We start from the raw sequence: 24792 nt of genomic DNA, 5'->3' as shown, positions 1-24792 counted from the left end.
GCCGCGGGCGCGGCAGGAACGAAAAGGCCCGCACGGGGCGGGCCTGGGTTGGTTGAGCGGGTGTCAGTGTTGGGTCAGGACCTGCAGGACGACCTGCCCCTGGTAGGTATGGCCGTCCGGCTCGCGGTTGGTGCTCTTGCTCCGGACGCTGATCCGGGTGGACTGGCCCGATGCCAGGGGAAGGCTCTTGCCGTGCACGGCGGCGTCGATCTCGCCCATGAGGCGCTTCACCTCGGCCTGCCCCGGGTACTGCGACCAGACGGACAGGTACAGGAAGCGCTCGTCCATACGGCTGGCGAGGAAGTCACGGTTGGCGGCGACCTCGTAGTCGATGGTCACATAGGGAAACGCGGAATCCTTCGGAACGGCGTCGTAGACCGGGCAGCTCAGCCCGGTCGTGAGCAGTTGGTAGAGGCCGGTCTGGACGGCAATCGAAGGATCGCTCACGGGCCACCTCCAGCGGCGCGGGCCAGGGTGCTGGCGATGGCCTGGCGGATCAGCGCCACCATCTCGTCGCGGTTCAGGTCGTAGGCCGGGCGAATGAACGGGTGCGCCGGGCGGGCCGGGATGTCCGGGTACTTACCGAACCAGTGCGCGCCGTCGCTCTTGTTGGTGTTCCGGCGACGGCGCCCGTTCGCACGCTTCTCGCCGGAGACGCCCTTGGTGCCGTACTCGATGTATTTCAGGTAGTAGAACTCCCGGTTGGCCTTCTTGCCGCGCAGACCGATCTGGGCGTCCAGCCCGGACTTGGCGACGAAGGCCGTCAGGGCGGCGGCGCCGTCCCCGGTGTCCTTCGGTGCCAAGCGCTGCATGTCGGCGAGGATCTTGTTGGCCCCCTCCTGCATGGCCGGCTTGAGCTCGTTGTCCATGGTCTTGTGGATGGTGCGCAGCAGGCGGCGCAATTTGAAGTCGCCGAGGATGCGAGATCGTCTGGCCATGGTCACTCCTCAGGGATGCGGTACGCTGGAGCACAGCAGCCGGAGCAGCGTGCGTTCGTTGTCGGGCAGTACCGCCTCGATGGCGTAGGTCGTGCTCCCGTGCACCAGGCGCATGCCCGCCCGGATGTCGGCGGCCAGGCGCACGCGGATCTCCGCAGTCACGGTGGCTTCCAGCTGCTGGGCGACGGTGGCGACACGCCCGGTCGGAATAGCGATCTCGGCCCAGAGCGAGCGCAGATCAGTCCAGGTTTCGAGCCCGCCGCCCATGCCGTCGGCGGTGCGCTGTTTCTGCTGCAGGGTGCAGCGGTGACGGAGTCGGCCGGCCTGCATGTCAAAACCTCGGCGGGACGGTGATTTCGGCCAGCAGCGAATCCATGAAGGATGCCGGGAGTTCCGTGAGGATGGTCCCGGCGATCATGGACTCCCTGAATGCATAGGCGCTGGCAGCCTGGGCCAGCAGCCAGGAGCGTACGCCCGGGTAGGCTTCCAGATCGGCGCCGGCCTGGTAGCGGATGCGCAGCACGCCCTCCGGGCGACCGTCCGGGAAGTGCAGAAAGCTCTCCCGCCCTAGGCGCTGCAGGTAGATCCTGACCTCCAGCGGGGTCGTCGTGCCGTCCGGCAGCACCGAGGCGACCGACAGCACCGCGCTGGCCTGGCCGATATCCAGGGCATGGCCGGAGCGGTAGGTTTCCGGCCAGTCCTCCTCGTATTCGGCCTCGCGGATCGCCGCGCCGGTTCGGGCCTCGGCTTGGGCGGTAACGCCGGGGATGATGATCTGCTCGATCAGGGTCTGCTGCAGGTCGGCCTGCTCCAGCCGGCACTGCTCGGCCACCTGCTCCAGCGTCAGCACCGGCGCTCCGGTGTAGGCGATGCGCCTGGCCATGCTCAGGGCTTCTCGTCGTCAGCGCCGCTGTCGGCAGGCGCCTCGGCAGCCGCCGGCGTCACGGGTGCAGCAACCTTGGCGGCGGGCGTCGATTTCGGCTGGGCGGCTTTCGCGTCGACCGTGACCAGTACCGCGGTTTCGGAGTCGGTCAGCGCTTTGACCTGTTCGGCGCTGAAGCCGGCGGTCTCGCCGGCGCTGTAGCCGCGCCAGGCCTTGAGGAATTTGACAGGGATCAGCTTGCTCATGGGGAATCCTCGATTCAGGAAGGGAGCGCCCCGCACTCAGGCGGGGCGCGGGGATCACATGCCAGCGCCCCAGGTGATGCCGGTACCGACGGCGACGGACTCGACGTGGCGCGGGCCGAAGTCGTGCTTGGCGATCACGCGGACCAGCGTCTGGTCGCGCTGGAAGGCACTGACCCAGTTGCCCTCCCCGTCCTTGTAGGAGGCCTCCTGACTGAAGCTGATGACCAGGTTCTCCACCTCGCCGATGTAGCAGTCGGCGAAGTTGACGAAGTAGATCTCCGACTCGTTGGAGTTGGCGCCCAGGTTGGTGGGGATCTGGGTGGTGAGAGCGAAGGGGTAGCCCTTCAGCAGGCCCTGGTCGATCTCCGGGTAAGCCTTGTTGCCGTTACCGTCGCGCAGCGACTGCAGCCAGCGGATGGTGCGCGGCGCCATGAGCCAGCCGCAGGCCGCCAGGTCGACGTTGGCCGTCTCAAGGCGCAGCATCAGCCCGCCGAGGAACAGGTCGAGGTCGGCCAGGTTGGTACTGGCCGGCTGCGCCACGACGTTGCCGACCGGCGCCCAGTAGCGCAGCCCCTTCGGCAGTACCCCGGAGCCGTCGGCCCGGATGAAGTGCAGGTCCTCGGAAAGCCCCATGCTGACGGTCAGATCGTTGGCCACCTGCTGATCGACCCGCGGGTTGACGCCGGAGAACGCCAGCAGATCGTTGGAGATCGGCACGATGGCGGCCGCCTTCTTGGCCGACAGCTTGAGGTCGGCGAAGGCCATTCCGGTCGTCGGGATATCGGTCTCGGTACCGACGTAGCCGACACTGGTATTACCGATCACGCGTGGCAGGGTCAGATTGCCGTTGTTCAGCGGCAGGCTGACGGCGCCCATGCGACGGACTACCGACTTCGGCCGCAGGGCCTCGATGACTTCGGTGGCGAAGTTTTCCGGAACCAGCACACCGCCGGCCCCCGGGGTCACTGTGGAGAGGGCCATGGCGACATCGGTCGGGTATCCCCCCTGGGACGCCATTTGCGCGGCCTGCTGCTGGTTGCCCTGGGCCGCCGCGAGCAGGCGGACCATCTGGGCCATCTTGGCGCCGGCGACCGGCTTCGGCGCATAGGGGCCTTCGACACGGCCAGCCGGAGGGCCAGCGATGCCCTGGGCGCTTTCGGTGACCGGCACGGCGGCTGCCGCCGCGGCGCGCTCGGCGATCTCGGCACGGCTGATCTTGTCGGTCAGGGCGTTGATCTGGGATTCCAGCGCGGTGAACTGGGCGAGCTGTTCGGTCGACAGCGTCTCGCCGCCCGCCTCGAGCTTGGCCAGAGCCTGCAGCTCGTCGTTGAGCTTGGCGCGTTCGCTACGCAGTTGAAGTACAGACATGGTGCCTCCTGGGCATAAAAAAACCCGCACAGGGCGGGCTGGTGGACTGCCGCGAACGCGGTCAGAGTCGGGACTGGATGTTCATGGCCGCGGCGCGCACGCTGACGCGACCGGTCTGGCGGTTAGCGCGGCTCATGGAGACCGCGCGGGAGATGTTGTCCACTGCATCCTGCGGGCTCTGCAGGCGGTCGGCTAACCCGGCGGCGATGCCGGCCTGGCCTCGGTAGAGCGCGGCTTGGGTGGCGATCACCTGCTCGACCGACAGGCCGCGATAGTCGGCCACGGCATTGACGAACAGCTGGTAGCTCTCCTGCACTAGGTCCTGCAGCACCTGCAGCGACTGGTCGCTGAGCGGCTCATGCGGGTTGAGGTCGTTCTTGTGGGCGCCGGCGAACACGGTGGTGACCTTCACCCCCATGTTGGCCTCCATCTGGGAGCGGTCCATATGGCTGGCGATTACGCCGATGGAGCCAACGCCGCTGGTCTGGCTGACCACCAGTTCGCTGCAGGCGCTGCCGATCAGGTAGCCGCCGCTGTAGGCCATGTAGTTGACGATGCCGGTGATCGGCTTCTGCTGGCTCATGGCGCGGATGTCGGCGGCCAGCTCGAAGGCCCCGACGGCGGCGCCACCGGGGCTGTCGATGTCCAGCACGATGTGCTCGACCAGCGGATCGGCGACGGCGGCCCGGAGCTGCTGCCGCAGGTCCTCGTAGCTGGTCATGGTTTCGCAGGCGTTGATGTGGCTGCCCCGGCTGACCAGCACGCCGTGCACGGGCACCACCTCGATCCCGGTCTGGGCGACGGCATTGCGCCGCTGGCTGTCGGCGACCGCCAGGCGCTCGGCATAGCCGTCGTCATCGGGCATCAGGCGGGGATCGCCGACCGGTCCGACGTTGATGATGTTCAGGTTCATCGCCCGGTTGGCCCAGCGCACGCCCAGGTCGAGCATGTCGGGGGCGACCAGCAGCGGCTGGTTGAACAGCAGGCTGGACGCTCGCAGGTATTGTCTCATTGCGCCAGGATCCTCTCGATTTCGCGCTGCTGCAGCTCGAGCTGCGCCCGCGTGTTGGGATTGGTCAGGTCGGGGGCACCCTTGCCGGCATCGATCATGTTCAGCGGCTGTAGGTAGATGTCGCCGCCCAGTACCGGCGGCATGTTCTCCAGCCGGCGGATGTCGTTGACGCTCAGCCATCCCCACTGGCGGCCGATGGCGTAGGCCTCGTAGCGGCTCTTCTGGTCGCCGCGCAGCAGGCCGGACAGGTTGAACTCGATGAAGTAGTCGCGGCGGTCCTGCGGCAGTAGGAAGTCACGCATCATCGATTGCTCGTGGCGCTTGAGCCAGGGCAGCAGGCCGAACACCACGAACTGGATCAGCAACTGCTCGGTGGTGTTGTAGTTGGCCTGCTCCAGGTCGTTGACCATGGGCAGCGGGATCTTGTAGATCCGCGCCACGTCGGCGCCGCTGAGCTTGAGGATGTTGACGATGTCGGCATCCACGTTGCTCATGGAAATGGGCTTGAACGTCATGCCCTCTTGCAGCATCGCCACCTTCTTGGCGTTGTCCATGCCGCTGTACTTGCTGCCCCACTGGTCGAGGATGCGGTCGATCGTGCCCTGGTCCTTGATCGGCGCCGCCTCGCGCGGGCGCTCGATCACGCCGGAGACGGTCGCGCCGTTGGCGAACGACTTGCCGGTATACTGCCGCACCGCCTGGGCCAGGCCGACCGCTTCGGCATGCAAGTCAATCGGCGAGAGACCGACATAACCGTTGCGCGTCACCCAGCGGACATGGTGAATCAGCCGCATGGGCAGCCGCTCAGGATTCGACCCCACTTGATAGTACGGCAGCAGGTCCGGACCTTTGTATGCAACCACTTGGTCGGTATACAGCGGCCACAACGCTTGAACATTCCCGTCCGCCCGCCGCTCGATACTGAGGAAGCTGTTTCCCGTCAGACCAAGAGCGAGCTGGCTGCACTCGCGCAGCTCGTAGGGCGTCTGGAAACCGTTGGGCTGGTAGCGCAGCACGTCGTACAGCGGATGGTTGATGGCCGCTTCGCGCTGGCCTTTGTCCTGCCGGCGGTAGAGCTCCAGCGGCAGCTGGGCGACGCTCTCGGCCAGCAGGGTGACGCAGTTCTGCAGGATCGGCAGACCCAGGGCGGTTTCCGGAGTGACCCGCACGCCGGCGCTGTTGCGGCCGCTGCCGATCAGGCCACGCCAGAAGCCAGTGGTGCCGTCGCTCACGTTGCCCTGCCCACCGAGTAGGCTGGAGAAGAACATGGTCAGCCCCCCGCCTTGATCTGGGCGGCCGCCCGGTCGGCCAGCTTGGACCAGCTGAGCAGACCGGCGCCGGCGACGATGTAGGCAGCCGGGACGTTGAGCTGGGCCACACCGGCGACCAGCAGGCCGAAGCCGGCGAGGCCGGTCAGCCAGGACAGCAGTTGCAGAGTCTTCATATGCCCACGCCTTCGTCGTAAATGGAGGTCCCGCCGTCACCGAGGCCGCCGACGCTGATGCCGGTGGCCATGATGGCGGCGACGATGCCGTCGATGCGGCCGATGGCCTTGGCCTTGTCGACCTTGCGGTTACCCGCCGGGTCGGAGGTGGTGATCGCGTTTCCGGCGCACCAGGTGAGCACCGGATTGCCGTCATGGCGCAGGGTTTCGATTTCCGGGGTCTCGCTGGCTACCAGTTGGTAGTCTTCCGGGCCGAGGTCGAGGGTTTCGCTCGCTGCCGGTTGGCCCAGCAGGCGCCGCTCGAACTCGTCGACGGCCGGGCCCATGTCTTTGAAGCCCTGGCCGAAGCCGACCATCTCCGGCAGGGAGATGCCGTGCTCGTTCATCAGCTCACGCAGGTCTTCGATCCGCCAGCGGTCGTAGGCGATCTGTCGCACATCGAAGTAGTCGCAGATGGTCTGTAGCCGCCGTAGCACATGCAGCTTGCTGATCGCCTTGCCCGGGGTAGTCTCCAGATGCCGCTCCTTGATCCAGACGGCATAGGGCACCTTGTCCCGGCGCTCGCGCTCCTCGAGCTGGTAATCGGGAATCCAGAAGTACGGCAGCAGTCGCCAGTTCGGGTCGACGGCCGTCGGATAGAACAGCAGCACGAAGGCCGTCAGGTCGGTGGTACTGGAGAGGTCGAGTCCGGCCACCGCCGGGCGGTTGCGTAGTACCCGCATGGGTACGCGCTCGTCGGCGGCGCTCCAGATGTCCCAACTGATCCAGGGGTTGTCGGCCTGGGTCCACTGGCAGAAGTTGAGCCGGCGAATCACCGCCTCTTTCGCCGGCAAGCCGCGGGCCTCCGCCACCTGCTCGCGCAGGTACTTGCGGCCGGGGATGCCGTCGCTCTTGCCTTCGGGGATCCAGTCCAGCGAGGGATTGGCCTTCGCCCAGCACGCCTCGTCGGTGAACGGGTCGTCGCCCTCGTCCAGGGAGCAGATGAAGGCGAACAGGGTGTCGTTATCCTCGAGGCCCGCGCATACGCGCTTGCCGAGATCGTGGTACTGGCCGGCGACGCTGTTCTTGTCGGAACCGCTGTTGGTGATCATCACGATCAACGCGCGCCGGCGGTTCTTGGTGCCGGCGCGCATCATGTTCACCACGGTGGCGGTCTTGTGCTCGTGCACCTCGTCGAGCAGGCCGATATGCGGGCGCGGGCCGGACTGGCCTTCGTCGGAGCTGATCGGCCGGAAGAAGCTGTTGGTGTTCGGGTAGAACAGGTTCCAGACCTTCTCGTCGCGGCCCGATGGAACCAGCCGGGTGCTCAGCGCCGGAGACATACTGACCATCGACACCGCGTCGCGGAACAGGATCATGGCCTGGTCGCGCTTGGTCGCCGCGGCGTATACCTCGGCGCGCTGCTCGCCATCGGCGACCAGTCCGTACAGGCCGATGCCGGCGACCAGCGGCGACTTGCCGGAGCCCTTTCCGGTCTCGATGTAGGCGGTGCGGAAGCGCCGGTAGCCATCGTCGGTATACCAGCCGAACAGGCTACCGACGACGAAGGCCTGCCAGGGCGCAAGGAGAAACGGCTCGCCTTCGTAGTCGCCACCGTTGAGGCAGAGCACGTCCTCGAAGAAGCCGATGGCGCGGTCGGCGGCGGCCTGATCCCAAACCAGACCGCGCAGGGCGCCGGTCTCCCGGTCGCGCAGGTGGCGGCGGCAGGCGTTACGCACATCGGGCCCGGCGACGAGCTCGCCGGCCAGTACGGCCTGGGCGAAGGCGGTGACGCGGTCAGGAGAAGTAGCTGGCGGCGGCGTCTCGTTGTTCATTGGGGAATAGCTCTCCCTGGCCCTGCGGCGTCGTCTTCAGGTTGCGGCGGGCCATGGGGGAAAAGCCGAACTGGACGCCAGCAGCATTGGCGCGCTTCTCGGCGTCGTTGGCTAGCTGCCGCCAGACGCTGATCTGCTTGGCGCCGGTGGCGAAGGTCTGGATGTCGCCAGCACCATCGGCCTTGGCGTTGTGCTCGGCGATCAGGCGGCGGAAGCGCTGCCAGTCGGCGACCGCTTCGCAGTAGGTGGCCAGGGCCATCATGTCGAGCTTGCTGAGCAGGCCCAGGGTGAGCAGGTCGGGGACGATACGCGCCCACTCGGCCTGGGCGTCCGCGCTCAGCCAGTCGGGCATGGGTGGTGCTTCGATCGGTACCGCTGGCGATTGCACCTCGGCGAGCAGGTCAATTGGGTTCGCCTTGCTGCGGTTGCCCTGCAGCAATTTGAGTGCTGCCGGCTTTGCAGGCCGCCCAGAGTTGAAATTTCCAGCCATCTTGGCCTCCAGAATCGTTGATACCCCCCCCTACCCATTTTTCCCGGCGTTGCGAACAGAGGGGACGGGGCGGTCTCAGTGGCGGGAGGGCCGAAGTTTTTAACCCCCCCTGGGGGTGTTCCAGTGGTGGCGCGGGTCGAGCGGGCGACCGTCGGCGGCGCAGCCGGCCAGCCGGCCCGACTTCTCCAGTCGCTGCTTGGTCGAGTCGTGGCACGGCTTGCAGAGGGACTGCCAGTTGCTCCGGTCCCAGAACATCCGCCAGGCATCGGCTATCCGCTGGGGATCGCCGCTTGCCTTCGCCTCACCGAGCCGGGGCGCCACCTTGTGGTCGACCACGAACGGCTGGAGCGGGCCGGCCTTGATGCCGCACATCACACACTCAGGATGGCGCCGCAGATGATCCTCGCGCGCCAGCCTCCAGCGATGACCGTAGCCACGGTAGGAGGCAGAGCCCCGGCGATCACCGCGGCCAGACTCACATCCCCGTTTCATCGCGGAACTCCTTCACCATCTCCGGCAGCGGCACCAACCGCCGCGCCTCGCTCCAGTTGAACCAGGCCCGCACGATCACCCAGGCCGGCAACCCGCAGGCGAAGATGATCCCGCCGATGGCCACCATGCCGATGTCGTCCAGCATCCAGCTGGTCAGATCGAACCAGCGCACCACCCCGGCACCGCCGCAGATGCTGGAGACGATCGTGCAGATCATCGCCACGACGAACTCGCGCGTCGTGCGCGGGGTCGTCATCGCCATCACGACGAACGCCACCACGGCGGAACCGATAGCGGCGAGGATGCCCAGCTTGTACAGCGCGATGCCGCCGGCAGCGGTCGAGGCGGGTTCAGTCATTGTCTGCATGCTCGATAGCCCTCTCGGGCGGATAGTCGGCCCGCGCCCCGTCATCACTGGTGCAGGACCGAAGGAATAAAAAAGCCCGCACGCGGCGGGCAACGGCTCTACTTCGAAAGCGGCGGAGAATCGGCCAAGCCAAGCGCTCGGGCTCGGGCTCGGGCTCGGGCTCCAGAAAGGGAAACGCCCGCAAGAGCGGGCGTTGGGGTGACCGGGGAAACGGTCGAGGGTGCACAGCACTGTGCTCGGTCAACTCGTCAGGCGTACCTGTCGAATCGTGGGAACTTTGTACCCCTCAAGTGACAAACCGAAAAGCCCCCGTTTTCGGTTCTCATCGACGGACGCCGACAAACACCAATAGACGCCGACTGACGCCGAGTCATCCGACGAACGGTCATCAGCAGTCCCCCTTGAACAGCTCTGCACCGCGGGCCGAATGCGCCGCTAGCGCCTGGCTGTGCGCTGCCTTTCGCATCCGCTCTCCATCACGGCGTGCCTCGCGGCGACGACCGCCCTGCTTAGCCTGCCGATCAAGCAGCTCCGCTTGCACCAGCGTGTGCAGCTTGTGCAACTGCCGGAAGTACGCCCTCCGACCGGCCTCGCCGCGGCCCAGATCCAGGTCGTACACCTGCTCGTCCAGTGTCAGCCCGTGGTAGTTCACGTACCGCTTGGCAGCGAGCGCGACGAGTGCAATACCGCCCTGACTGCGCTCTACAGCACCCAGCGCTGCCTCCACCTCACTTGCCACGTAATCCGGCCCGGCACCGGCCAGCAGCAACCTCGCCCCTGGCACACCGCCGCGCGGCGCACAGCCACCGTATTGGAGGATGGTCCCCATCGGGCTGGACAGCGCCCCGGCCGAGCCGGCCTTCTGCACTTGCTCGCCCCAGTGCGTCATCACCACCTCGATTGCCTCAATCATGGCCACGCACTCCCTCGCCAGAATCAACCCGACACAAAACAGCCAAACCAGACACACACCCGGCACACAGAAAAACAAATAAAAACAATGCCTTGAGTAAGTCTGTGTTGAGTGTGTCGAGTTTGTCGGGGTTATCAGTCATCGCGTAATAGAAAAAACTGCTTCCATCAGCCGGCATGGATTCACACGCACGCGCGCGCGCATGCGCGCCAACCCGACACACTCGACACAGATGGATAGACCCAGCGCAGCACGCGGCTTTCGGCTGTGTTGAGTCACCAGAAACCACCCGACACAAACCCGACACACTCACCACGCATCCAAGCGCACTCATGCCGCCATCCCCTTCACATGGTCCCAAGAGTCGACAGCCCAGCCCGCGCCCCGCGCAGCCTCACGCCAGGCGACGATATGAGCACCCAGATCGGCCGATCTAAGGGAAGGTGGCAGGAAGGCCTGCTCGCAGGACGGAAAGAAGAAGTTGGCGAACCGCCGGTTGGTGCCATCCGTCCAAGGAATGCTCCTCGGGGTCTTCTCCACCTCGGAGTCGGTACTGATGAACTCCGAAAACTTCGTCTGGGACAGCGTGTGCTCGCGGTTGCGCTGGCACCACTCGATGAACATCGCATACAGGTCAGACGCTATGCAGGCGCCCCACAACTTCGGCCCCAGCTCGCCGGTCTTCCATAGGTACAGGAAGGTCTGCCAGGACGCCCGGCTCAGCGCGACCAACCGCTTGCGCGCCTCGGTTACCGGCGGCTTCGTCTGCTGATCGAATCCAGCCAGGTCGACCGACAGCAGCCAGCTATACAGCGCCTCAACGCCCCCGTTCGCCAGCTCATGCTTGATCGCCGCCTGCCGATCCTCGGGCAGCTTCCCCTCTGGCCACATCACCAGGAAGCGCCGGTCGCTGTCGCTGATCGGCCACGGCATGATCTCATTCGACAGGAACACAGCGTTCATGTGGCTGGCCTCCTCCCAACCGTTCACGAACTTCGACTCGATGCGCACCGTCTGCCCAGTGATCAGTTGCTTGATCTTGCCCACCTGGTTGTACCGCTGATCGCGGCTGACCACTTCCTCGAACACCGCCCACAGCTTACCGCTCTGCCAGGCGTTGAAATTCCCCTCCAACTGCGCCTGACCGACCGTCGCCGAGTACTGCCCATACAGCCGCCCCATCACCACAGAGAACAGCAGGCTCTTGCCCGAGCCCTCCGTGATCGAGTGCATCAGCACCGCAGTGTCCATCTTCGCTCCCGTGTGCTGCAGTGGATAGGCAATCCACCGCGTCAGCCAGTCGGTCGCCTTCTCGTCGTGGTTGCACAGGAAGCTGATCAGCCAGCGCAGGTTCTCGCACGCCAGGTCATCCCGCACCGGCTGCAACGGTAGCCCCTCGAAGGTATTGATGTACGTCTTCGGGTCATGGGTCATCGCCGGATCGAATACGATGTGGTTCATGTCCACCACCCGCCGCTCCGGGCTATTCAGCCACAGGCTGTACGCATCGCCCAGGGCCATCCTTACCGCACCCTCGGAGATCCGCCGCTTCTTCGCGTAGTCCCACACATCCTTGGTGCCATCGATGTACACATAGCGCACCAGCGGCGGCATCTTGTCATCGCCTACCGCCTTGCCGGCCATCGCCCGAGCCTTCTCGATATCGCGGACCCACTCCTCGCTGACCCGCTTCTTGCGCTTCTCATCGGTGACAGCCGACCACTCCTTGAACATCTCCTTACCGACCAGTGCCTCGAACGCCGACCGCTTCATCTTCTTCGCCTTGTCCAAGTCCCACACCGACGTGGTCCCCTCGATCAAGGCGTAACGGCGCAACACCCGAGCCAGAGACAGGCCCTCCCCCGCCCCCCCGTCTTCGGAGCAGCCGGCCTCGCTTTCGCCCTCGACATCGGATGGGGCCGGGGGAAGGTCGCCCACGGCAGGTGGCTCTGGCGGTCTCGGCGACGACCGCTTGTGCTCCAACCCTAGCAGCCGAGCAGCCGCCTTGATCGCCGCCGAGGTGTCGCCGCCATGCTCCAGGATGCAGAACACATCGAAGGGGTCATTCATGTGCCCGTTGGCCAGCGGGTCCGAACCATGGTGCGAATACACCCGGCCTTCATCGCTGATCGTCACCCCCGGCAACCCGGTGCTGCTCTGCGGGCACAACCACTTCCGCCCGCGCCGCTCGTACCCGTGCGCCTTCAGCAGGCTCTCCACATCCTGCGCCCGGTTGAAGGCCTCGATCACCGATGGCTGATCGCCAACCGACGCGCGGGCCGGCGACGCAGCGCGCACCGGTGCCGGCGCCGCCTTCGGCGCCCACGGGCACGCCTCCAGCGCCATGCGCTTGAACACATCCCAGTTGCGCCAGATGTTCAGCAGATCGCGCGGCAGCTCCGGAAGCCCATCGGCCGCCGGCGGCGTGCGCCAGGAGTACGGCTTGCCCGTCTCCGGGTGGATCGACGGCGGTAGCACATCCTGTACCGGCCCCGCGCGCAGCTCGAACACCGTCACCGGAGCCAGCGGCTTGGCCTTCGCCCGCAGATCGGCTTCCAGCGCCGCATCACCGGCCGCCTTCGCCTGCCGCGCCTCGGCCATCAGTTGCTTGAACTGGCTCCCGTCCGGGTCCAGCTCGTTCGGCCAAGACAGCGAATGCCGGCTGAACTCCACCCCATCCGGCAGGCGGAACATCACCCGGAACCGCGCCGGGTTGCCTACCAGCGTCGGGTAAACCGGCGGCAACGCGTCCAGATCCATGCCCAGCACATCTCGCAGCACCTGCCGCGCGTACTCCACATGGTCAACGTCCAGCGAGCACACCCGACTCGGGCCGAGCACCACGCCCATGTTGTGCTGCGGGTGACGACTCCAGAACGCCTCGGCCTCGGCCGCGTCGGTGAAATACCCGCCGGGCTGATTCCAGCCGTTACCCTTCGGCGCCTTCTCGCCTGGATCGATCGGCACCAGAGCCAGATTGAAGGATTCGATGTAACGCCGCGCCCAGGCGGCAATCGGGGTGGCGGTCCCTGCCTGAGTCATCGGCGCACCTCCGCCAGCGACTGGCAATCCACGCACAAACGACAACCCGGCACCGCCTGGCGCCGGGCTTCCGGAATCTTGTCGCCGCAGTCATCACACTCCAGCGCGCTCACGCCCTGGTAGCGCACGCGGCTGTCGATGGCCCGCTGCAACTGCGCAGCCTGCACCTGCTCGGCCAGCTCGATGTAACGCTCATCCATCGCAGCGGCCCTCCATCGAGGCCCGTGCGCCGGCCATGATGCCGAGAACCGCCCGGATCACCTGGTTGCCGTGGTGCTCAAGCAGGGCGACCTCATGTGGCTGCCATACGTTGTCCGCGGCGCCGGCATGCAGACTGCCCACGAACGCTCCTTCCGTCTGTAACAGCTCGCCTACCGCCTTGAGAGCATCACAGGTGGCATCTACGGGCTCCGGGCGATACCAGACAGCCCCTGCCGGTCTCACAAGCGCGTCGAGTAAACGAGAATCGCGAGTAGCGGCAATGATCTCCTCTAGCTCGTCGGGGGTCGGCCAGCGCCGCTCCTCGTTAAGCTTCAGTTTCTTCTGCAGGGAATCGAGATCCATCGCCAGATCATGAGAAAGGGCGGTTATCCCGCCCTTGTAGTCGCGCCCGGCACGATACAGCGCCTGGCGGAGAGATAGGACCGGACCAGCGTCCGGCAAAAGGTCAGTGCGGCTCATAACCGTAAATAGCTCCTTTACGGTGTAGCCATCGAGCCGGGCACGCCCTACTCTATGACCACGACCGATGCGTGCTGTGTCGTCGTAAGCCGAAGTAAGGAGGTCAGAGTCCTTACCAGGCACCCCGCCGGCGTGGGAGGTCAGAGTCCCGCGCCGGCATCCTTGAAGCTATGCAGCTTTCTTTTTGCTGAAGCGATCTTGATACAAGCGCTCAATCTTCTTTCCAGTCTCATACTTGACGTCTGCCCCTCCCAGAGCTCTGCAGATTGTCGGCTGACTTACCCCCGTCAACTCCCCAATCTCGCTCTGCGAGAGGCCCGACATCCCGAGCGCTCTAAGCATTTCCTGAATGGTCATATAAGACCCCATCAATTCACAAATGAATTGCACGGATAATACACAGCCGGATTCCTGCAAGCAATACAATCGCGCATTATTCATTTAAGAATATGGAGCCGCCGATCATGGCAATCTCAGGGCTGCTGATTGGCCGCCTGCTTTCGGAGAAACTGAAGGAGTTTGGCTGGTCGGAGGGTGAGCTAGCCCGCCGTGCCAGCGTTCCCCAGCCCACTACTCACCGCATCCTTGCGGGAGAATCGAATAACCCTCGTATCGATAACGTCAACAAGCTGGCCAAGGCCCTCGGCCTTGACTCTGCCGCCCTTCTGGCGGGCAAGCTCGAGACTGAGATCGACATAAACGTAACCGCAGGCCCCGACATTAAAGGAAGGGTTCCTAGGATTTCTTGGGTGCAGGCAGGCGCTCTATGTGAGGCGGTCAACTTGTTTGAGCCAGGCTACGCAGAGGAATGGCTAGACTGTCCCTTCCCCCATAGCTCCCGCGCGTTTTGCCTTGAAGTACGCGGTATGAGCATGTTCCCCGATTATCGCCCTGGTGAGTTGATATTGGTCGATCCGAGCATTGAGCCGGCGCACAACGACGACATCGTCGTGAGGACACCAGACGGCCATGCGACCTTCAAGCGACTGCAGATCACTGAAGACGGCACTCACCTCCTCGCACTCAACCCTGAATTTCCAAACCGAATAATCCACGTACCCGATGGTACCGAGATCTGTGGAGTCGTCACTGGCTCTTGGATGAATCGCCGCCGAAAGACACCCGCTTCCAATTCATAAATGTATTGACTTAATCCAATTCACCGCCGTATTGTAATCCGCGTACCCACACTCTGACCTCTGGAGTACGCGACGATGAATACGACACAGCACGCCACTACTCGCTGCCCGGTGTACCTGCACCCGGCATGCGCCTCTAGCCCCAACACCATCCGCCGCATCCAGGCCCGCACCGGCCTGCTGGTGATCGCTGGGAAAAGCCGCAAGGCGCCAACGCTCGCCCGCCCCACCGACGACTTCGGCCCCTGGGGAGGCGATGCAGCATGAGCCGCAAGATCCTCATCGGCCTCGCCGGCCCCGCTCACAGCGGCAAGAGCACCGCCGCCACCTACATCGAGCAGCACTTCGGCTTCGCGCAGTACGCCTTCGCCCAGCCGCTGAAAGAGGCTCTGCGCGGCATGCTGAATCTCAGCGATCGCGAACTAGAGGGCGATCTGAAGGAGGCGCCTCTGGCCGATATCGGCCTCAGCCCCCGCCAGCTACTGCAGACCCTGGGCACGGAATGGGGCCGCCAGTACGGCGGCCGCGACTTCTGGTTGCGCGTGGCGGAACGTCGTCTGGCGCACATCGAGGACGCCCTACCCCATGCCTTCAACGGCTACATCATCAGCGACGTGCGCTTCGAGAACGAGGCCGCCTGGGTTCGCGCCCGAGGCGGGATGATCCTGCATATCCACCGCCCGGACGCCCCCCAGGTCGCCAGCCACCGCAGCGAGCACGGCATTGCTATCCACGGAAGCGATATCGAGATCAGCAACGACTCGGACATCGAAACGCTCCACGCCGTGCTGCGCACCACCATCGCCGGAATCATCCACCGCCAGTTGCGCAAGGCAGCCTGAGGCCGCCTCTGGGTATCCATCACTATCCCCCAACACAAGGACGATGCCACATGAACGCAGGCCAAACCATCGCCCGCCAACCTGCCGAGAACTGCGCCAGCCAGGCTACCCAGGAGGGGCGCGGGGTGGAGCCTGGCTTTTCAAGCACGCTCGATGCGCTGTGGAAGCAGTGGAGAGTCGCCAGCCTGACTCTTACCGAGGTACGCGAACACTACTTCCCGCACATCGAGACGGATAAGCACCTGCGCTCCCTGATCCGCAAGGGCGACATCAAGCTGCGCACCTTCACCCTTACGAAATCTCGCCTGGAGTGCCCCCGGGTCACTCTGGAGGATCTGGCTTCATTCCTGGACAGCAAGACTAGGGCTGCAGCCTGACACGGCGCCCGGCCGCTCCGGGCAACACTCTGACGATCTACAACCAAGAGGCACAGCACCATGACAGCCAAGAAGGCACGCCCATTCATTGACACCCTGCGCGATCTGGAGGCCGGGCACCTGCTCGACGAGCTGACGGATAGCCAGCACAGCCTGATCGACGCCATCCGCCTGACCGGAAAGCAAGGCGAGCTGACCATCAAGCTGACCTACAAGCCCGATGGCGCCGGCCAGATGACCATCAAGGCCGATGTGAAGGCCAAGGAGCCGCAACTGTCGCGCGGCACCTCCCTGTTCTTCCTGACCCCGGAAGGCAACCTCACCCGCAAGGATCCTCGCCAGCAGGAAATCCCGCTGCGCTCCGTCTCCGAAGAACCGGCCGCCACTCTGCGTACCGTCAACGAATAAGCAGTTCACCCAAGGAAAACCACGATGCAAGAAGCCATCAACAAACTGACCACCCTCGCCCTGGCTCTCGGCAAGCCGTTCAACCACCCGGGTCTGCCGGCCCCGCTCGCCCTGGTTCCCGACGATGTGCGCCTGCAGGATCTGGAAGAGCACCTCGATGCCCCTGTGCGCATCCGCCAGAGCCTGAAGGTGTTGGACGCCCAGACCTTCATCGACTACGTCAACCGCTTCGCTTCCGACGCCTCGGCGGTGTTCTGCAACGGCCCGGAGGGACGCACCTTCATCGCCGTGCTCGACTACCACCAGCCCGGCCAGCCGAGCTGGGCTACCCACAAGGCCACCTACCAGTGCCCGACCACTGTCGAGTGGGGAAACTGGCGCAAGCAAGACCGCCAGAAGCTGTCCCAGAACGACTTTGCCGAGTTCATCGAGGAGAACGTCAAGGACATCGTTCAGCCCGATGGCACCAGCACGGCACCGAGCGCGGCCGACATGCTGGAGATTAGCCGCACCCTAGAGGCGAAGAAGAACATCAGCTTCCGCCAGGGCATCCGCCTCGATAACGGCCAGGTGCAACTGACCTACAACGAGGAGATCGACGGCCGCGCCGGCGCTTCCGGCCAGCTCAACATCCCCGAGCAGTTCTACATCGGCATCCGCCCCTTCCTCGGCGGCGAAGCCTTCTGCATCCCGGCCCGCTTCCGCTACCGCATCACCGATGGCCGCCTATTCATGTGGTACGAGCTGGTGCGCCCGGACAAGGTGCTGGAAGAGGCCTACACCGCCGTGCGCGAGCAGATCAAGGCCGCTATCGGTCAAGTCCCGCTCTACGAAGCCAACCTCTAACACATAAAGCCCGCCGCCGGACTCTGACACTAATTCCCGGCGGCGGGCTCAGGGAGACACAGCATGAACACTTACATCATCATCGGGGCCATGGTCCTGAGCGGAGCCCTGCCGGCCATGTACCTGCTGCACAGGATTTCCAGCGCCAAGGACTACTCCTACTCCATCGGCTACTCGGCCGGTGCCGAGAGCCAGCAGGGTACGATCGCCGCCCTGCAACGCCAGATCGACAACCAGACCGTCGACCTCCTCAAGCTGCGCGCCGCCCGTGATCGCGAGCGCATCGAAGCCCACGAGGCACTGGAACAGGCCGTCCACGATGCCGACCAGCGCATCGCCGACACCGAACGCCGCGCCCTGAGTGCCGATGACGCCACCACTCTGCGCGCCTTCGCCACTCAGCTGGAGGTAGCCGCTACCACCTGCAGAAACGTCGGCGCCACGGTTGCAGCCGACAACATGAAGCGCGGCGCAGCCATCGCCCGCACCCTGGCAGACAAAGCCAGCGCACCCACCGAGGTGGTACAGGAGGCTGCGGCATGAGTATCGAATTGAAACCGTGCCACTGCGGCTCCGACGGCCCGTTCTTAGGCGTGCAGCATAAGGAGGGATTCCTATCGCTGGTCTGCCCGAAATGCTCTCGCAGCGTCGAGTCATTCACGCCGGAAGGGCTGGCAGAAGGATGGAATGACCCGACCGGTTCCACATCGTCACAGAGCAAGGCAGAGATCGAAGAAAATCCGGCCAGCCCGCCCACCGTCGACCAGGTCATGGAGCAGGCCCAGGTATTCGCCAGCGCCTGGTCGCTGGTCAGTGGGCCGTTCGACAGTGGGGACCAGCTGGAGCAAGCGAAGCGGGAGAAGGAAGAGCTGCTCGGAATGGTTGAGGCCCTGGCCGGCGAGCAGGCGCAACTCGCGGCAGTCATTTGGAAGAAGCCTGATGACCGCCCGGTGCAAATCGAGAGCCGCATCGTGCTGAACGACCTGCTGCTTCAGGCAGCCAGCATGCTATCCAACCCCTCCGCCAGCATGACCGCCCGCCAGCAGTTGACCCGCAGCATCGAGGGCGAGCTGGAGAACAACCCGCTGCTGCAGGTGGAGCGCGAGGAGGTGAGCCATGGTTAAGAAAGCCACCATGCCCGCCAAGGCGCTGGCTGACTACATCCTGATGCCGCGTACCCTGACTGCAGAGAACGGAGCCAAGGCACTGCTGTCCGGAGAATTCACGATCCTGCACACGGCCACATGTACTGCCTGCAGTTTCGATGAGCCGCAAGAAGACTGCGAAGTCTGCGCCGGTGAAGTTGAGTACACGGAGATAATTCCCGTGGACTGGTCGACCATCAAGGATATCTACGCCACGGCTGTCGACGGGCTGGCCGCCCTACCCGCCGCCGAGCAGCAGGAAACCGTGAAGCTCAATCGAGCGGATGCCGAGGTCATAGCCAGCTTCTTCGAGACGGGCGGATCAATTCGGCTTGTCGACGCTGGATATCGCATTGCACATCAGTTGCGCGCGCAGCTTGCGGAGGTGGTCGCGCCAGCACAGGAAGCGCAGGAGCCTGAGCAGCAGCCGGTGGCGACTATTCAACTGCCTGACCCTTCCGACGAACGCGACGGCCCATGGTTCAGTAGGGAAGATCTGAATCGACTGGGATATCTTCCAGCTGGAACCAAGCTATACACCGCCCCCGTCGCGCAGACATGCCATCGGCCGGAGCTGAGCCAGGCCTCCGCGGATGTGCTCGCAGAGCGCCGCCGCCAGGTCGAGGCGGAAGGCTTCGCGCCTGAGTGTGATGACCAGTACCGTGTTGGAGAGCTGGCTACCGCCGCCGGATGCTACTTGCTGTTCTCTGACGCCTACCCGAACGAAGGACAGCCGCCGGCTGGATGGCCATGGGCCGATAGTTGGTGGAAGCCAACGACGTACCGTCAGAATCAAATCAAGGCCGGCGCCCTGATCCTTGCTGAGATCGAGCGTCTTGATCGAGCCAGCCTGTGGATTGATCAGGAGGCCGGCCAATGACCAGCCTCTTCCGCATCAACCCTCGATCATCCTACCCCCATGGGGCAGACCATGTTCTGGTCCAGCAGCACAACATCGTCAGCGTCTCCGGGGGAAAAGACAGCACTGCAACCTTGCTGCTCGCCATCACCATGGGGGCGCCGAACTTGCGCGCCGTGTTCGCCGACACCGGAAACGAGCACGAGCTGACGCTGGAGTACCTCGATTATCTGGAACATGCCACCGGCGTAACCATCGAGCGCCGCCGCGCCAACTTCTCTGAACGAATCGCCCGTAAGCGCCAGTTCGTCGCCACCCAGTGGCGTGCTCAGGGCGTAGCCGAAAGCATCGTGTGCGCGGCCCTGGACGTACTGCATCCGACCGGTATCCCCTTCCTCGACCTATGTCTCTGGAAGGGACGCTTCCCCAGCCGCCGGGCACAGTTCTGCACCGAGGAGCTCAAGCGCAACGTCATCATCGAGCAGGTCATGCTGCCGCTGATGGATGGCGAGAACATGATCCTGTCGTGGCAGGGCGTGCGCCGCGAGGAGTCAGAGGCCAGGCGCTACCTACCGGAATGCGACGAGGTGGGCGGCGGCCTGTTCAACTACCGGCCGATTCTGAAATGGGATGTGCCCGCAGTGTTCGAGGCCCATCGTTGCATGGGTATCAAGCCGAACCCGCTCTACACCATGGGCGCCGGCCGGGTCGGGTGTATGCCATGCATCAACTGCCGCAAGTCTGAACTGCGAGAGATTGCCGCACGCTGGCCCGAACACATCGACCGCATCGAGCACTGGGAGAGCTTGGTTCGCCAAGCCAGCAAGCGCGGCGGCGCGACGTTCTTTGCCGGTGCCAACGCTAAGCATCAGCAGGGCTCGATCAAGGAAATGGATGCCCAGCAGATCGTAGCAATCGCCAACATCCGCCAGGCCGTCGAGTGGTCACGCACCACCCGCGGCGGAATCCAGTACGACCTGCTGGCCAGCGATGGAGAAGTCGACGCCTCGGCCTGCTCCAGCGCCTATGGCCTGTGCGACAGCGATTGGCGGCCGATTGAGGTGGCAGCATGACCTGCACCATCTTCTACAGCACCGAAATGCCCAAGGAGCAGGCCAAGGTCACCGGCGGCGTCCCCACCAAACCCATGCGCTGGGCCGTGGACTACGTCGTCAAAACCCCGGACGGGCGCACCGTGGTAGAGAGCACCAAAACCATCCAGCACGCCACGTTCGATGAACTGCGCGCCATCATGGACCACACCATCGGCGCAATCGGCGATGAGGTCGGCAACGTCGCCAACTTCATCAGCTGGAGGGCGACGGCCCATGGGGGGAAGAGGAAAAGTAGGAAGGGAGGGCGAAGCCGATGAGCATGCCGCGATGGGTCCTGATCAAGCGCGCCGCCGAGCTCACCGGCTACAGCGAAGACGCCATAAGACACAAAGTGAAGAACGGCACCTGGGCACAGGGCCGAATCTGGAGAAAGGCTCGGGACAACCGGGTATTCATCAACCTGGAGGAAGTGGACAAGTGGGTCGAGAGCGCTCCGCAGGAAGCGGCCTAGAAACCGAACTGGCCAAGCACACGGGCATTGAAATCCACGGCAATAGCCTGCGTATCACATTCATGTGGCGCCGGCGTCGCTGCCGCGAGACCCTGGGCCTGCCCGTCACCAAGGCCAATATCCGCCACGCCGCCCAGCTCCGGGCGGCGATCCTCCACGAGATCAAGCTAGGCACCTTCGACTATGCCCGGCACTTCCCCGACTCGAAGCACGCCGGCAACTACAGCACTCCGCGAGACGAGCGCCTCGGCACTCTGCTCGAGCGGTACAAGCCGCTAAAAGCCGTCGACATCACCGAAGAAACCGAGCGCCGCTACGGCTGGGCGCTGAATATCTGCATCGATCTACTGGGCAAGGACCGCCTGGCTAGCGTGCTGCTGCCCGAGGATATCCAGACGCTGCGCGTCCAGCTGATAGAGGACCGAGCCACCTCAACGGTTAACCACTACCTGGCCACGGTCGCCGGCTTCCTGCGCTGGTGTGAAAGTAACGGCTACTGCCGGGCGGGCCTGGCCGAGGCCTGCAACCGCTTCGAGATGAGTGATCGCGAGCCGGATCCGCTCACCCGGGCCGAGGTCGAGGCGCTGCTGACCGTGGGCTGCCTACACCCGGCCGACCACGCTGCCGTTACCCTGGCCATCTACACTGGCCTGCGTCCTGGCGAGATCTGCGCCCTGGCCCGGGAAGACATCGACCTCGAGGTCGGCCTGATTCACGTCCAGCGTGCCATCACCGGCAAGGGCACCTTCAAACTACCGAAGACCGGCAAGCCCCGTACCGTGATGCTGTTCCCCCCGGCGCTAGAGGCCTGCCGCACCCTGCTCGCCATTCCCAGCAAGGTGCCCCGGCACCAGATCACCGTCCAGCTGACCAGGCACGAAACCCGGATCGACACCGTGACCCCGCTGCTCTCTCCCACGCTGCAGGCCAGGAAGACCCACATCAATCCCTGGTTCGTTCCCACCGCCTGGAACACCAAATGGAACACCATCCAGAAGCGCGCCAAGATCCGCCCGCGCCGCCCGTACCAGTCCCGGCACACCTATGCCTGCTGGTGTCTGACGGCCCGTGGTAACCTTGCCTTCATCGCCAAGCAAATGGGGCACAAGGACTACACCATGCTGGTGGAGGTCTACGCCAGGTGGATGGACGACGAGTCTCCGAACGAGCTGCAGCACATCTGGCGCGGCATGCAAAACGAAGCGCAAAAAGCCCCAAATCTGCCCCACACTTTTAAGACTGATCGCGTAACCCCCTGATGTCTAAAGACTTTTCTGATTTTTCCCAACACACTCCGATGATGCAGCAGTACTGGAAGCTCAAGCGCGAGCATCCGGATCAGCTGATGTTCTATCGCATGGGCGATTTCTACGAGCTGTTCTACGAGGATGCCAAGAAGGCCGCCAAGCTGCTCGACATCACCCTGACGGCTCGCGGACAGTCGGCCGGGCAGTCGATTCCCATGGCTGGGATTCCCTTTCATTCCGCCGAGGGCTATCTGGCCAAGCTGGTCAAGCTCGGCCAGTCGGTGGTGATCTGCGAGCAGATCGGCGACCCGGCGACCAGCAAGGGGCCGGTGGAACGCCAGGTGGTGCGCATCATCACCCCGGGCACGATCAGCGACGAGGCTCTGCTCGACGAGCGCCAGGACAACCTGCTGACCGCAGTGCTCGGCGACGAGCGGCTGTTTGGCCTGGCGGTGCTGGACATCACCAGCGGCCGCTTCAGCGTGCAGGAGCTCAAGGGCTGGGACAACCTGCTGGCCGAACTGGAACGCCTGAATCCGGCCGAGCTGCTGTACCCCGACGACTGGCCGACCGGCCTGCCGCTGGAGAAGCGCCGCGGGGCGCATCGCCGCGCGCCCTGGGACTTCGACCGCGACAGCGCGCACAAGAGCCTCTGCCAGCAGTTCGCCACCCAGGACCTGAAGGGCTTCGGCTGCGAGGGCCTGACCCTGGCCATCGGCGCCGCCGGCTGTCTCCTGGCCTACGCCAGGGAAACCCAGCGCACCGCCCTGCCCCATCTGCGCAGTCTGCGCCACGAGCGCCTGGACGACACGGTCATCCTCGACGGTGCCAGCCGACGCAATCTGGAGCTGGACGTCAATCTCTCCGGCGGACGAGACAACACCCTGCAATCGGTGATCGACCGCTGCCAGACCGCCATGGGCAATCGCCTACTCGGGCGCTGGCTGAACCGTCCGTTGCGCGACCGCGCCGTGCTGGTGGCGCGCCAGGACTCCATCGCCTGTCTGCAGGAGAACTACCGCTTCGAGCAGCTCCAGCCGCAGCTCAAGGAGATCGGCGACGTCGAGCGCATCCTCGCCCGCATCGGCCTGCGCAACGCCCGCCCGCGGGATCTCGCGCGCCTGCGCGACGCCCTGGCCGCCCTGCCGCAGCTGCAGGCGGGCATGCAGGATCTGGTGGTGCCGCACCTGAATCAGCTCGCCGAGAGCATCCGCACCTATCCCGAGCTCGCCGAGCTGCTGGCCCGGGCGATCATCGACAACCCGCCGGCGGTGATCCGCGACGGCGGCGTGCTCAAGCGCGGCTACGACGCCGAGCTGGACGAGCTGCTGTCGCTCAGCGAGAACGCCGGCCAGTTCCTGATGGACCTGGAAGCGCGGGAGAAGGAACGCACCGGCCTGCCCAATCTCAAGGTCGGCTACAACCGCATCCACGGCTACTACATCGAGCTGCCGCGGGTCCAGGCCGAGCAGGCGCCGGCCGACTATATCCGCCGGCAGACCTTGAAGGGCGCCGAGCGCTTCATCACGCCGGAACTCAAGGCCTTCGAGGACAAGGCGCTGTCGGCCAAGAGCCGTGCCCTGGCGCGGGAGAAGGCGCTGTACGACGAACTTCTGGAGATTCTCATCGGCGAGCTGGCGCCGCTGCAGGAAACCGCTGCGGCCCTGGCGGAACTGGACGTGCTGGCGAACCTGGCCGAACGGGCGCTGAATCTGGACCTCAACCGACCGCGCTTCGTCGACGAGCCCTGCATGCGCATCCAGCAGGGCCGCCACCCGGTGGTGGAGCAGGTGCTCGACACGCCCTTCGTCGCCAACGACCTGGCGCTGGACGATGCCACGCGCATGCTGATCATCACCGGCCCGAACATGGGCGGTAAGTCCACCTACATGCGCCAGACCGCGCTGATCGTGCTGCTCGCCCACATCGGCAGCTTCGTGCCGGCGGCCAGCTGCGAGCTGTCCCTGGTGGACCGCATCTTCACCCGCATCGGCTCCAGCGACGATCTGGCCGGCGGGCGCTCCACCTTCATGGTGGAAATGAGCGAGACCGCCAACATCCTGCACAACGCCAGCGACCGCAGCCTAGTACTGATGGACGAGGTCGGCCGCGGCACCAGCACCTTCGACGGCCTATCGCTGGCCTGGGCGGCCGCCGAGCACCTGGCGCGTCTGCGCGCCTTCACCCTGTTCGCCACCCACTACTTCGAGCTGACCGTGCTGCCGGAGAGCGAGCCGGTGGTGGCCAACGTGCATCTCAACGCCACCGAGCACAACGACCGCATCGTCTTCCTGCATCACGTGCTGCCGGGGCCGGCCAGCCAGAGCTATGGTCTGGCGGTGGCGCAGCTCGCCGGGGTGCCGACCGCCGTGATCCTGCGTGCGCGGGAGCATCTGGCGCGGCTGGAAACCACCAGCCTGCCGCACGAAACGCCGCGCGCAAAGGACGGCAAGTCCGCGGCGCCGATCCAGAACGATCTGTTCGCCAGCCTGCCCCATCCGGTGCTGGAGGAGCTGGAACGGGTCGATCCGGACGACCTGAGTCCGCGGCAGGCCCTCGAGCTGTTGTATACATTAAAGAAGCGCATCTGACGGCACCCGGAACAAGCTGATAGAATCGCGCCCGTTTCGAAATCCGCTGCCCATGGCCTAGAGGCGGCGAGACACCACGATAC

The 24792-nt window shown here is 64.9% G+C and carries 31 protein-coding genes; 14 read left to right on the top strand and 17 right to left on the bottom strand.

Translation table 11 applies throughout. The features are described 5' to 3' along the window. Window positions 1-63: 63 nt before the first annotated feature. The 17 genes from ACFOJE_RS01665 to ACFOJE_RS01585 all read right to left on the bottom strand — a co-directional run bounded on the left by ACFOJE_RS01665 (window position 64) and on the right by ACFOJE_RS01585 (window position 13689). On the bottom strand, window positions 64-447 hold the full coding sequence (locus tag ACFOJE_RS01665; protein ID WP_377812489.1) for a DUF3168 domain-containing protein: 384 nt from the start codon (window positions 445-447) through the stop codon (window positions 64-66). Next, window positions 444-938, bottom strand: coding sequence for an HK97-gp10 family putative phage morphogenesis protein (locus tag ACFOJE_RS01660; RefSeq protein ID WP_377812488.1), 495 nt, complete (start codon window positions 936-938; stop codon window positions 444-446). The genes ACFOJE_RS01665 and ACFOJE_RS01660 overlap by 4 nt, the downstream gene beginning before the upstream one ends. Before the next feature lie 9 nt (window positions 939-947). Continuing rightward, entirely contained in the window at window positions 948-1268 is a 321-nt protein-coding gene (locus tag ACFOJE_RS01655; protein ID WP_377812487.1) for a phage head closure protein, read from the bottom strand. Between the two features lies 1 nt (window position 1269). Beyond that, window positions 1270-1821, bottom strand: a complete 552-nt coding sequence (locus ACFOJE_RS01650; RefSeq protein ID WP_377812486.1) for a hypothetical protein — start codon at window positions 1819-1821, stop codon at window positions 1270-1272. A 2-nt stretch (window positions 1822-1823) separates the two neighbouring features. Then, the gene (locus tag ACFOJE_RS01645; RefSeq protein WP_377812485.1) at window positions 1824-2066 is read right to left on the bottom strand and encodes a hypothetical protein; all 243 of its coding nucleotides are present in this window, start codon (window positions 2064-2066) and stop codon (window positions 1824-1826) included. 54 nt (window positions 2067-2120) lie between these two features. Further along, window positions 2121-3434 (bottom strand): phage major capsid protein, encoded by a 1314-nt coding sequence (locus tag ACFOJE_RS01640; protein ID WP_377812484.1) that lies wholly within the window; start codon window positions 3432-3434, stop codon window positions 2121-2123. 61 nt (window positions 3435-3495) lie between these two features. After that, window positions 3496-4446 carry a S49 family peptidase gene (locus ACFOJE_RS01635; RefSeq protein ID WP_377812483.1) on the bottom strand — a complete coding sequence of 317 codons (951 nt, stop codon included), beginning with the start codon at window positions 4444-4446 and terminating at the stop codon, window positions 3496-3498. Next, window positions 4443-5714 carry a phage portal protein gene (locus ACFOJE_RS01630; protein WP_377812482.1) on the bottom strand — a complete coding sequence of 424 codons (1272 nt, stop codon included), beginning with the start codon at window positions 5712-5714 and terminating at the stop codon, window positions 4443-4445. Before ACFOJE_RS01630 ends, ACFOJE_RS01635 begins: the two co-directional genes overlap by 4 nt. A 2-nt stretch (window positions 5715-5716) precedes the next feature. Then, window positions 5717-5890: a hypothetical protein gene (locus tag ACFOJE_RS01625; RefSeq protein ID WP_377812481.1), complete on the bottom strand. Its 174-nt coding sequence runs from the start codon at window positions 5888-5890 to the stop codon at window positions 5717-5719. Then, on the bottom strand, window positions 5887-7704 hold the full coding sequence (locus ACFOJE_RS01620; protein ID WP_377812480.1) for a terminase large subunit: 1818 nt from the start codon (window positions 7702-7704) through the stop codon (window positions 5887-5889). The genes ACFOJE_RS01625 and ACFOJE_RS01620 overlap by 4 nt, the downstream gene beginning before the upstream one ends. Next, entirely contained in the window at window positions 7667-8056 is a 390-nt protein-coding gene (locus tag ACFOJE_RS01615; RefSeq protein WP_377812479.1) for a phage terminase small subunit P27 family, read from the bottom strand. Before ACFOJE_RS01615 ends, ACFOJE_RS01620 begins: the two co-directional genes overlap by 38 nt. Window positions 8057-8293: 237 nt before the next feature. After that, window positions 8294-8566: a hypothetical protein gene (locus tag ACFOJE_RS01610; protein WP_377812478.1), complete on the bottom strand. Its 273-nt coding sequence runs from the start codon at window positions 8564-8566 to the stop codon at window positions 8294-8296. Between the two features lie 103 nt (window positions 8567-8669). Next, window positions 8670-9044, bottom strand: coding sequence for a hypothetical protein (locus ACFOJE_RS01605; protein ID WP_377812477.1), 375 nt, complete (start codon window positions 9042-9044; stop codon window positions 8670-8672). Window positions 9045-9441: 397 nt separating this feature from the next. Continuing rightward, complete coding sequence (locus tag ACFOJE_RS01600; protein WP_377812476.1) at window positions 9442-9966, bottom strand: hypothetical protein; 525 nt, start codon at window positions 9964-9966, stop codon at window positions 9442-9444. A gap of 330 nt (window positions 9967-10296) precedes the next feature. After that, window positions 10297-13008, bottom strand: coding sequence for a bifunctional DNA primase/polymerase (locus ACFOJE_RS01595; RefSeq protein ID WP_377812475.1), 2712 nt, complete (start codon window positions 13006-13008; stop codon window positions 10297-10299). Then, a complete protein-coding gene (locus ACFOJE_RS01590; protein WP_377812474.1) occupies window positions 13005-13208 on the bottom strand; it encodes a TraR/DksA C4-type zinc finger protein in 204 nt (67 codons plus the stop codon). The genes ACFOJE_RS01595 and ACFOJE_RS01590 overlap by 4 nt, the downstream gene beginning before the upstream one ends. Then, window positions 13201-13689 carry a phage regulatory CII family protein gene (locus ACFOJE_RS01585; RefSeq protein ID WP_377812473.1) on the bottom strand — a complete coding sequence of 163 codons (489 nt, stop codon included), beginning with the start codon at window positions 13687-13689 and terminating at the stop codon, window positions 13201-13203. Before ACFOJE_RS01585 ends, ACFOJE_RS01590 begins: the two co-directional genes overlap by 8 nt. A 464-nt stretch (window positions 13690-14153) precedes the next feature. Here ACFOJE_RS01585 and ACFOJE_RS01580 point away from each other — a divergent pair, with 464 nt between their 5' ends. From ACFOJE_RS01580 to mutS, 14 genes are all read left to right on the top strand, one after another. After that, window positions 14154-14828 (top strand): LexA family protein, encoded by a 675-nt coding sequence (locus ACFOJE_RS01580; protein ID WP_377812472.1) that lies wholly within the window; start codon window positions 14154-14156, stop codon window positions 14826-14828. A gap of 75 nt (window positions 14829-14903) precedes the next feature. After that, window positions 14904-15095, top strand: a complete 192-nt coding sequence (locus ACFOJE_RS01575; RefSeq protein WP_377812471.1) for a hypothetical protein — start codon at window positions 14904-14906, stop codon at window positions 15093-15095. Then, entirely contained in the window at window positions 15092-15670 is a 579-nt protein-coding gene (locus tag ACFOJE_RS01570) for a deoxynucleotide monophosphate kinase family protein (RefSeq protein WP_377812470.1), read from the top strand. Before ACFOJE_RS01575 ends, ACFOJE_RS01570 begins: the two co-directional genes overlap by 4 nt. A 50-nt stretch (window positions 15671-15720) precedes the next feature. Further along, entirely contained in the window at window positions 15721-16047 is a 327-nt protein-coding gene (locus ACFOJE_RS01565; RefSeq protein ID WP_377812469.1) for a pyocin activator PrtN family protein, read from the top strand. A gap of 60 nt (window positions 16048-16107) precedes the next feature. After that, window positions 16108-16455 (top strand): hypothetical protein, encoded by a 348-nt coding sequence (locus tag ACFOJE_RS01560; protein ID WP_377812468.1) that lies wholly within the window; start codon window positions 16108-16110, stop codon window positions 16453-16455. Between the two features lie 24 nt (window positions 16456-16479). Beyond that, window positions 16480-17301: a YfdQ family protein gene (locus tag ACFOJE_RS01555; protein WP_377812467.1), complete on the top strand. Its 822-nt coding sequence runs from the start codon at window positions 16480-16482 to the stop codon at window positions 17299-17301. Window positions 17302-17364: 63 nt separating this feature from the next. Next, on the top strand, window positions 17365-17844 hold the full coding sequence (locus ACFOJE_RS01550) for a hypothetical protein (RefSeq protein ID WP_377812466.1): 480 nt from the start codon (window positions 17365-17367) through the stop codon (window positions 17842-17844). Beyond that, window positions 17841-18425: a hypothetical protein gene (locus ACFOJE_RS01545; protein WP_377812465.1), complete on the top strand. Its 585-nt coding sequence runs from the start codon at window positions 17841-17843 to the stop codon at window positions 18423-18425. Before ACFOJE_RS01550 ends, ACFOJE_RS01545 begins: the two co-directional genes overlap by 4 nt. Beyond that, window positions 18418-19326 carry a hypothetical protein gene (locus ACFOJE_RS01540; RefSeq protein WP_377812464.1) on the top strand — a complete coding sequence of 303 codons (909 nt, stop codon included), beginning with the start codon at window positions 18418-18420 and terminating at the stop codon, window positions 19324-19326. Before ACFOJE_RS01545 ends, ACFOJE_RS01540 begins: the two co-directional genes overlap by 8 nt. After that, a complete protein-coding gene (locus tag ACFOJE_RS01535; protein ID WP_377812463.1) occupies window positions 19323-20378 on the top strand; it encodes a phosphoadenosine phosphosulfate reductase domain-containing protein in 1056 nt (351 codons plus the stop codon). Before ACFOJE_RS01540 ends, ACFOJE_RS01535 begins: the two co-directional genes overlap by 4 nt. Continuing rightward, a complete protein-coding gene (locus ACFOJE_RS01530) occupies window positions 20375-20677 on the top strand; it encodes a hypothetical protein (protein WP_377812462.1) in 303 nt (100 codons plus the stop codon). Before ACFOJE_RS01535 ends, ACFOJE_RS01530 begins: the two co-directional genes overlap by 4 nt. Then, a complete protein-coding gene (locus tag ACFOJE_RS01525) occupies window positions 20674-20871 on the top strand; it encodes an excisionase (RefSeq protein ID WP_376943974.1) in 198 nt (65 codons plus the stop codon). Before ACFOJE_RS01530 ends, ACFOJE_RS01525 begins: the two co-directional genes overlap by 4 nt. Further along, on the top strand, window positions 20838-22130 hold the full coding sequence (locus tag ACFOJE_RS01520) for an Arm DNA-binding domain-containing protein (RefSeq protein ID WP_377812461.1): 1293 nt from the start codon (window positions 20838-20840) through the stop codon (window positions 22128-22130). Before ACFOJE_RS01525 ends, ACFOJE_RS01520 begins: the two co-directional genes overlap by 34 nt. Beyond that, window positions 22130-24709, top strand: coding sequence for a DNA mismatch repair protein MutS (mutS, locus tag ACFOJE_RS01515; protein WP_377812460.1), 2580 nt, complete (start codon window positions 22130-22132; stop codon window positions 24707-24709). The genes ACFOJE_RS01520 and mutS overlap by 1 nt, the downstream gene beginning before the upstream one ends. The last annotated feature ends 83 nt before the right edge of the window (window positions 24710-24792 follow it).

Origin of the sequence: Azotobacter bryophylli (genome assembly GCF_042643485.1) — a bacterium.
Classification (GTDB): domain Bacteria; phylum Pseudomonadota; class Gammaproteobacteria; order Pseudomonadales; family Pseudomonadaceae; genus Azotobacter; species Azotobacter bryophylli.
The sequence above is the reverse complement of the archived record's forward strand: the minus strand, read 5'-3'. Positions and strand labels throughout refer to the sequence as shown.

Excerpts from the sequence above, each read along its gene's own strand:
- ACFOJE_RS01660 (WP_377812488.1), bottom strand. The coding sequence starts at position 938 with ATGGCCAGACGATCTCGCATCCTCGGCGACTTCAAATTGCGCCGCCTG.
- ACFOJE_RS01655 (WP_377812487.1), bottom strand. The coding sequence starts at position 1,268 with ATGCAGGCCGGCCGACTCCGTCACCGCTGCACCCTGCAGCAGAAACAG.
- ACFOJE_RS01650 (WP_377812486.1), bottom strand. The coding sequence starts at position 1,821 with ATGGCCAGGCGCATCGCCTACACCGGAGCGCCGGTGCTGACGCTGGAG.
- ACFOJE_RS01645 (WP_377812485.1), bottom strand. The coding sequence starts at position 2,066 with ATGAGCAAGCTGATCCCTGTCAAATTCCTCAAGGCCTGGCGCGGCTAC.
- ACFOJE_RS01640 (WP_377812484.1), bottom strand. The coding sequence starts at position 3,434 with ATGTCTGTACTTCAACTGCGTAGCGAACGCGCCAAGCTCAACGACGAG.
- ACFOJE_RS01635 (WP_377812483.1), bottom strand. The coding sequence starts at position 4,446 with ATGAGACAATACCTGCGAGCGTCCAGCCTGCTGTTCAACCAGCCGCTG.
- ACFOJE_RS01630 (WP_377812482.1), bottom strand. The coding sequence starts at position 5,714 with ATGTTCTTCTCCAGCCTACTCGGTGGGCAGGGCAACGTGAGCGACGGC.
- ACFOJE_RS01625 (WP_377812481.1), bottom strand. The coding sequence starts at position 5,890 with ATGAAGACTCTGCAACTGCTGTCCTGGCTGACCGGCCTCGCCGGCTTC.
- ACFOJE_RS01620 (WP_377812480.1), bottom strand. The coding sequence starts at position 7,704 with ATGAACAACGAGACGCCGCCGCCAGCTACTTCTCCTGACCGCGTCACC.
- ACFOJE_RS01615 (WP_377812479.1), bottom strand. The coding sequence starts at position 8,056 with ATGCCCGACTGGCTGAGCGCGGACGCCCAGGCCGAGTGGGCGCGTATC.
- ACFOJE_RS01610 (WP_377812478.1), bottom strand. The coding sequence starts at position 8,566 with ATGTGCGGCATCAAGGCCGGCCCGCTCCAGCCGTTCGTGGTCGACCAC.
- ACFOJE_RS01605 (WP_377812477.1), bottom strand. The coding sequence starts at position 9,044 with ATGACTGAACCCGCCTCGACCGCTGCCGGCGGCATCGCGCTGTACAAG.
- ACFOJE_RS01600 (WP_377812476.1), bottom strand. The coding sequence starts at position 9,966 with ATGATTGAGGCAATCGAGGTGGTGATGACGCACTGGGGCGAGCAAGTG.
- ACFOJE_RS01595 (WP_377812475.1), bottom strand. The coding sequence starts at position 13,008 with ATGACTCAGGCAGGGACCGCCACCCCGATTGCCGCCTGGGCGCGGCGT.
- ACFOJE_RS01590 (WP_377812474.1), bottom strand. The coding sequence starts at position 13,208 with ATGGATGAGCGTTACATCGAGCTGGCCGAGCAGGTGCAGGCTGCGCAG.
- ACFOJE_RS01585 (WP_377812473.1), bottom strand. The coding sequence starts at position 13,689 with ATGAGCCGCACTGACCTTTTGCCGGACGCTGGTCCGGTCCTATCTCTC.
- ACFOJE_RS01580 (WP_377812472.1), top strand. The coding sequence starts at position 14,154 with ATGGCAATCTCAGGGCTGCTGATTGGCCGCCTGCTTTCGGAGAAACTG.
- ACFOJE_RS01575 (WP_377812471.1), top strand. The coding sequence starts at position 14,904 with ATGAATACGACACAGCACGCCACTACTCGCTGCCCGGTGTACCTGCAC.
- ACFOJE_RS01570 (WP_377812470.1), top strand. The coding sequence starts at position 15,092 with ATGAGCCGCAAGATCCTCATCGGCCTCGCCGGCCCCGCTCACAGCGGC.
- ACFOJE_RS01565 (WP_377812469.1), top strand. The coding sequence starts at position 15,721 with ATGAACGCAGGCCAAACCATCGCCCGCCAACCTGCCGAGAACTGCGCC.
- ACFOJE_RS01560 (WP_377812468.1), top strand. The coding sequence starts at position 16,108 with ATGACAGCCAAGAAGGCACGCCCATTCATTGACACCCTGCGCGATCTG.
- ACFOJE_RS01555 (WP_377812467.1), top strand. The coding sequence starts at position 16,480 with ATGCAAGAAGCCATCAACAAACTGACCACCCTCGCCCTGGCTCTCGGC.
- ACFOJE_RS01550 (WP_377812466.1), top strand. The coding sequence starts at position 17,365 with ATGAACACTTACATCATCATCGGGGCCATGGTCCTGAGCGGAGCCCTG.
- ACFOJE_RS01545 (WP_377812465.1), top strand. The coding sequence starts at position 17,841 with ATGAGTATCGAATTGAAACCGTGCCACTGCGGCTCCGACGGCCCGTTC.
- ACFOJE_RS01540 (WP_377812464.1), top strand. The coding sequence starts at position 18,418 with ATGGTTAAGAAAGCCACCATGCCCGCCAAGGCGCTGGCTGACTACATC.
- ACFOJE_RS01535 (WP_377812463.1), top strand. The coding sequence starts at position 19,323 with ATGACCAGCCTCTTCCGCATCAACCCTCGATCATCCTACCCCCATGGG.
- ACFOJE_RS01530 (WP_377812462.1), top strand. The coding sequence starts at position 20,375 with ATGACCTGCACCATCTTCTACAGCACCGAAATGCCCAAGGAGCAGGCC.
- ACFOJE_RS01525 (WP_376943974.1), top strand. The coding sequence starts at position 20,674 with ATGAGCATGCCGCGATGGGTCCTGATCAAGCGCGCCGCCGAGCTCACC.
- mutS (WP_377812460.1), top strand. The coding sequence starts at position 22,130 with ATGTCTAAAGACTTTTCTGATTTTTCCCAACACACTCCGATGATGCAG.